Here is a 6,152-nt window from a genome sequence, read left to right as displayed (position 1 = left end):
GGGCGGGAGCGGCAACGGCCGCGGCCCCTGGTCACCGGCGCTCAGCGACGCCACGTAGATGTTCTTGCGTACGTCGGCCAGTCCCGGCACCGGTGCGAACCGCACGGCGGAGAGCAGTGCCATCGCGGCGAAGACCGGGACCAGGGTCCACCCGGCCAACGCGGCGGGGCCTGCGGCCTGCAGGGTGGGGTCGACGAAAGAGCTGAGTGCCTTCAACGCCCCCAGGTAAGCGACCATCACCGCGGCGAGGGCCAGGGTGAAGGTGACGACCGATCCCGGGCCGGTCGCGCGGCGGGTCCATCCCCACATCAGTCGTGTGCCCGTAGCCCAGGCGAAGGCCAGGATCACCGCGGTGCCCTGGTGGGCGATACCCAGTCCCGCCTGCCAGAGCCACAGTGCCGCCGCGAGAACCACCACGGGGACCACGACCGCTACCGCCGCGTACGCCCGGCGCGCCGAGGGTCGGAGGGCCGGTGCCGGCGGCGCGCTTCGGTCGGCGAGGTGATCGGCCACCGCGGACCCGGAGCCGAGGAAGAGCGTGGACTTGTACATCCCGTGGGCGAGCAGGTGGAACAACGCCGCGGAGTAGGCGCCGAGTGCGCAGGTCATCACCATGAATCCCATCTGTCCAACCGTGGAATAGGCCAGTGCGGACTTGAGGTCGGGCCTGGTCAACATGACGGCGGTGCCGTAGACGGCGGTGAGGGCTCCCGCGGCGAAGGCCAGGAGCATGGCGATCACGGAGGAATCGATCATCGGATGCACCCGGATCATCAGCACCCCACCCCCGTTGACGATGCCTGCGTGCAACAGGGCCGAGAGGGGTGTCGGTGCTGCGACGGTGGCGGGCAGCCACCCCGACATCGGTATGAGCGCCGAGCGTGCGATAGCCGCCACGACGAGCATGACCGCCACCACCGCCCCCTCCGCTGAGGTCGTCGTGGGCGGATCGAGCGTGCGCAGATCCACGTTTCCCCAGTGCACCGTGGCCACGACCACTGCCGTCCACAGAGCGACGTCGCCGACGACGACCATGCGCGCCGTTCGGGCGACCGCCTGCGGCACCCAGGCGTCAGCGCGATACACCCGCAACAGCCACCACAGCCCGAGACCGATGGCCGACCATGCCAGGGCCAGACCTATCAGGGTTGCCGACGTCACCATCGCCGCCGTGGCGGTGGTGATCGCCGCGGTCCCGCCGGCGAAGCGACCCGCCCGGGGATCGCCCCGCAGATACCGGCGGGAGAAGGCATGCACCACGGCGCTCACCCCGAGCACCAGGAGCAACAGCAGGATCGAGACCCGGTCGGCGGTGAACCCGATCACCACCGACTCGGTCGACCCGGTGGTGATGACCGCGGACACCGGGCCGTCGAGTGTCACGACGACGGCGACGACCACCGCTGCCGCGGTGGCGAGGGCGGTGGCCGCCACAGCGATTCGGCCCGCGCGCCGCCCCGCGCGTCCGGCCAGACAGGTCACCACAGGACACAGCACCGACACCACCAGCAGGACGTTCACCGTCCCCCCTTCCGGCGGCTCGAACCGCCGCTCACTCGTCACCGCGACCTCGTGCATCCGGACACGTCTGTTATACGACACTCAAGACGCGTATTCAACAGTACGAATTTAGAATCGTGTTATGTAGCATGAGAACCGTGTCGGAGTGGTCTTTTCTCACCAGTCATGCGCGGGTGCTGATGTGCATCGCCCGCGTCGACCACCTGCGGGTCCACGAGATCGCTGACCGGGTCGGCATACCCGAACCGGAAGTCCGGCGAATAGTCGGAGATCTAGAGGGTGCGGGATACCTCACGCTCGACCCCGGGGTCCCGAGCGGCCGATACCGGCTGGACGAGAGAGTGGCCTCCCGCGTGCCCACCGGACGGGACGCCGCCGTCCTCGACGTCTACCCCCGGGCGACCCGGCCCCCCGGTCCCGGGCCGACTCTGGCCCCGGTCACACGCCTCGACTCCCGACGGTCGGCCACGACCTCTGCGTGGGCGGTGCTGTTGGTCAGCGACACACGCCATCTCGCCGCCGCGGTGAGAGGCGCCAACTCCTATATGGCCCATCTCCGACGCGTCCTACCGCCCGCCAGCCCCCAGGACACCGCCCTGGTGGGCGTCTGGGTATTCGCCGGCGACGACGGGCGCTCCCGCATGGTCATGGGCGAGGCGTCTCTGGCGGCTCGGAGCTCGGTCTCGATGTCAGGGCTGTGGACCCTGGTCTGGATCGACGTGCCACGACCACAGCGGGACGCCGGCACCGACCACGCGCGACGAGTCGCGCTGACCTCCGTCGCCTCCCGACATCCGCACGCTCCGTTCCCGGCGACCTTCTACGCCTGTTTCGCGGCAGACCACCCGCCGACGCTCATCACCTCGGAGTTACGTCGGCTCGGAGCCATCTGTCCACAGGTGGAGACCGGACGATGGTTAGTCTCCGATGAGCACGGATTCCGAGGTCCGGTCATCGAACCGGGTCCGGCCGGTGACGAGCGGGAGCCGGCCCACCCGGGCGGGGTCGCGCATGGGACGCCTCTCCACCGGGTCCCGCCTCCCCCGTGATTCACAGAACTCATGGCGCAGGTGCCGCGTCCGCGCTACGTTAAATTTCGCTGATCGCGCCTGCGGTCGTCCGCCTCTTTCGAGCGAGGTACCCAGAATGTCCACGTCCACCGCCTCACAACCCTCCGCCTCCCAGCCCACAGCTGGGCAGACCACCGCTGCCCAGGTCGCCAAGAGCGTCCGTCTCGCGCTGCTGACCGGCGGCCTACTGGCCATCGGCTTCGGTATCGCCGTCCTGGTCTGGCCGGAGAAGACCGCCGTCGCCATCACCGGCGTGCTCGCCTTCTACGCCATCGTCGGCGGGGTCGTGTACGCCTCGGTCGGCCTGCTCGCCAAGAACCACGGGACGGGCAGTCGGGTCGGTCACGTCCTGCTCGGCCTGCTGTGGGTCATCGCCGGCGTCTTCGCTTTTGTCTCACTGCAGGAATCCGCGGCCTTCCTCGCCATCTTCATCACCGTGATGATCGGCGTCATGTGGATCATCGAGGGCTTCACCGCTCTGTTCACCCTCGGCGAGTCCGGGGCGAAGGGCGTGACGATCGTGTTCGCGATCATCTCGGTCCTCGCGGGAGTCTCCCTGCTGAGCACCCCGGTGTGGGGCGCCGGCTTCCTGTGGTGGCTCCTGGGGATCTCCCTCGTCGTGCTCGGGGCGCTCAACGTCTTCCGCGCGCTGTCCCACGGGGGATCGCGCTGAGCGCACACAGCCACGCGCCGACGGGGTCCGCGGTCTCCACGGCGACCGCGGAACCGGTCGCCGATCTCACCCGCCCGTCTCCGAGGACCGCTGCCGGGCGGCTGGCGACACGGAGGCCGGGGGCGACGTGGTCGAGGACGGAGCGGTCGGGGTGCACCAGATCACCGCGACACCGGTGACCACGTAGACCACCTGCAGGAAGTGGAAGCCGCGAATCGAGGCGATCTCCGCGGCGATCCACACCACCATGATCCACCCGGACAGGAGGCTGGCGGCCTGCCATCCCGGGCTCCGCTTGAGCAACGCCGTCGCGGCGAACAGCGCGCTGCCCCCGACGATCGCGAGCAGGATCACGCCGGCGAAATAGACGGTGGGGAAGTCGGTGTGCTCGATCCACGAGGGCTCGTCGGGGATCACCCCGACCATGAGCGCGAGCCCACCGCCGGCCGCGGTGACCCCGTTGAAGACCAACAGCCCGAGGAGGAGCCTGGAGACCGCGTTCATACCCCCCATTCTAGTGGCCGGCAGGTCACGAATACAGGGACTTCTTACTGGTCTCGGGGGCCAGGACGAGCGAGATGATGGTCAGCACCGACAGCCCCGCCAGGTAGTACCCGACGTAGGCGACCGAGTAGTTCTGCACGAGCCACACCGCGACGAACGGGGTCAGGGCGGCACCGAGGATGGCCGAGAAGTTGTACGCGACCCCCGAGCCGGTGTACCGGGTGTTGGTGGGGAACAGCTCCGGGAGTACGGCCGACATCGGCCCGAAGGTCAGCCCCATGAGCATCATCCCCACGCAGAGGAAGAGCAGCATCCGGGTCACGTCGAGGTCGTCGCCGGTCCCGATCGCCTCGGGATCCAGCCACCAGCCGAAGCTGAGCCCGAAGGCGATGATCGCGAGGGTGACCCCGATGAGCATGCGTCGCCGCCCCAGCGCGTCGGCCAGGAGCCCCGCCACCGGCACGAACACGGCGAACAGGATGATCGCAAGCACCTGCAGGGTGAGGAACGGCCGGTATCCGTACCCCAGCCCGCCGGTGCCCTCCCCGCCGATCGCGAAGGACAGGATCCACGTGGTCATCAGGTAGAACAGGCCGTAGGTGGCCAGCATGATGAAGGTGCCGAGGATGATCTCCCGCCAGCTCTTGCGGAAGACCTCCGACACCGGCGTCTTGACCCGCTGGTCGTCCGCGATGGCCCGCGCGAAGACCGGCGTCTCCTCGATGCGGAGACGGACGTAGAGGCCGACTGCCACCATGACGATCGACAGCAGGAACGGCAGGCGCCAGCCCCACACCAGGAACGGATCGGCCAGGTCGCTGTGTGTGGAGTCGTAGGCGAACCAGGTGGTCAACACCAGGAACAGTCCGTTGGCCAGGATGAATCCGAACGGCGCACCCAGCTGCGGCCACATCGCGGCGAAGGCCCGCTTGCCGGGTTGCGCGGTCTCGGAGGCCAGAAGAGCCGCGCCCGACCACTCGCCGCCCAGTCCGATGCCCTGGAAGAAGCGCAGGATGGTGAGCATCGCCGGGGCCCACAACCCGATCTGGTGGATGGTCGGCAGCAGTCCGATGAGGAACGTGGCGATCCCCATGGTGAGCAAGGCCCCCACGAGGGTGACCTTGCGCCCGAGCCGGTCCCCGTAGTGGCCGAAGATCACCGAGCCCAGCGGTCGGGCGACGAACGCGGTCCCGAAGGTCGCCATGGAGGCGAGCAGAGCGGCGCCCGAGTCGCCGCCGTGGAAGAAGAGCAGAGGGAAGACCGAGACCGCGGCGGTGGCGAAGATGTAGAAGTCGTAGAACTCGATGGTCGTGCCGATGAGCGAGGCGAAGATGATCCGGCGCCGGGGGACCGTCACGGTCGGGTCGGTCGGGTCGGTCGGAACCGACGACGCGCCGGTCGCGTCGGTCCGGCCGGCCGGATCCGCCGCCGTATCGGTGGGGCCGCTGCTGTTCTCGGGGTGGGGCGAGGCGATCACCGGGGCATCGTACAGAAACCGGGCCCCGCGTCACCCCCACCGCGGTGGGCGTACGACGGTGACGAGGCACGGGCGCGTGCTACAAGAGAACGACACTCCAGGACGGGTCCACCACATGACATCAGACACCGGGTCGGCACCGACCGACCCCGACCGCGGTCTTGATCTCGACCAGCAGGCGGCGCTGGGGAGCGGCGCCTCGTTCTGGCGCACCGAGGAGCTGGCCGGGGTGCCCGCACTCGTCCTGACCGACGGGCCACACGGGGTGCGGTTCCAGTCCGGGGCCTCGGACCATCTCGGACTCGCCGAGAGCGACCCGGCCACGTGTTTCCCCCCGGCGTCGGGGCTGGCGCAGAGCTGGGATCCCGACCTGGCCCGCCGGATCGGGGCCGCGCTGGCCACCGAGGCGCTGGCCGTCGGGGTGGGGGTTCTTCTCGGTCCGGGGATCAACATCAAGCGCGACCCGCGGGCCGGCCGCAACTTCGAGTACTTCAGCGAGGACCCCCACCTCACCGGGGTCATGGCGACGCAACTCGTCCGCGGCCTGCAGGCGGGAGGCGTCGGAGCCTCGGTCAAGCACTTCGCCGCGAACAACTCCGAGCACGACCGCATGCGGGCGAGCTCCGACGTCGACCCGCGGCCGTTACGGGAGATCTACCTGCGGGCCTTCGAACGCGTGGTGCGGGACGCACGGCCGTGGTCCGTGATGACGGCGTACAACAGGATCAACGGTGTGTACGCCTCGGAGAACCGGTGGCTTCTCACCGACCTTTTGCGCGACGAATGGGGATTCGACGGGGCCGTCATCAGCGACTGGGGGGCCGTGGCGGACCGGGTGGCCTCCGTGCGCGCGGGGCTGGACCTGCAGATGCCCGGGCCCGCCGACCTCGACGACGCCGACGTGGTC

Annotated in this window: 6 protein-coding genes; 3 read left to right on the top strand and 3 right to left on the bottom strand. The window is 69.4% G+C overall.

Annotation, left to right across the window (positions count from 1 at the left end; genetic code table 11):
- Positions 1–1,602, bottom strand: a 1,602-nt coding sequence (locus IY392_RS06765; protein WP_194860825.1) for a proton-conducting transporter membrane subunit, incomplete at its 3' end; no start/stop codon positions are given.
- A gap of 56 nt (positions 1,603–1,658) precedes the next feature.
- On the opposite strand from IY392_RS06765, the gene IY392_RS06760 reads away from it, so the two are divergent.
- Both IY392_RS06760 and IY392_RS06755 read left to right on the top strand, forming a co-directional pair.
- Complete coding sequence (locus IY392_RS06760) at positions 1,659–2,570, top strand: helix-turn-helix domain-containing protein (RefSeq protein WP_194860824.1); 912 nt, start codon at positions 1,659–1,661, stop codon at positions 2,568–2,570.
- A 97-nt stretch (positions 2,571–2,667) separates the two neighbouring features.
- Complete coding sequence (locus IY392_RS06755; RefSeq protein WP_194860823.1) at positions 2,668–3,264, top strand: HdeD family acid-resistance protein; 597 nt, start codon at positions 2,668–2,670, stop codon at positions 3,262–3,264.
- A 66-nt stretch (positions 3,265–3,330) separates the two neighbouring features.
- Here IY392_RS06755 and IY392_RS06750 read toward each other — a convergent pair whose 3' ends face one another.
- Positions 3,331–3,768, bottom strand: a complete 438-nt coding sequence (locus IY392_RS06750; RefSeq protein WP_107757759.1) for a hypothetical protein — start codon at positions 3,766–3,768, stop codon at positions 3,331–3,333.
- Positions 3,769–3,793: 25 nt separating this feature from the next.
- A complete protein-coding gene (locus IY392_RS06745; RefSeq protein ID WP_309234023.1) occupies positions 3,794–5,125 on the bottom strand; it encodes an MFS transporter in 1,332 nt (443 codons plus the stop codon).
- A gap of 235 nt (positions 5,126–5,360) precedes the next feature.
- Between IY392_RS06745 and IY392_RS06740 the strand changes: the two genes are divergently transcribed.
- Positions 5,361–6,152: glycoside hydrolase family 3 protein (locus IY392_RS06740; protein ID WP_194860821.1), on the top strand; the 792-nt coding region annotated here is incomplete at its 3' end.

Origin of the sequence: Dietzia sp. SYD-A1 (assembly GCF_015356725.1) — a bacterium.
Lineage (GTDB): Bacteria > Actinomycetota > Actinomycetes > Mycobacteriales > Mycobacteriaceae > Dietzia.
The sequence above is the reverse complement of the archived record's forward strand: the minus strand, read 5'-3'. Positions and strand labels throughout refer to the sequence as shown.

Bases quoted from the DNA above. Each gene is read 5' to 3' on its own strand.
- IY392_RS06755 (WP_194860823.1), top strand. From the start codon at position 2,668: ATGTCCACGTCCACCGCCTCACAACCCTCCGCCTCCCAGCCCACAGCT.
- IY392_RS06750 (WP_107757759.1), bottom strand. From the start codon at position 3,768: ATGAACGCGGTCTCCAGGCTCCTCCTCGGGCTGTTGGTCTTCAACGGG.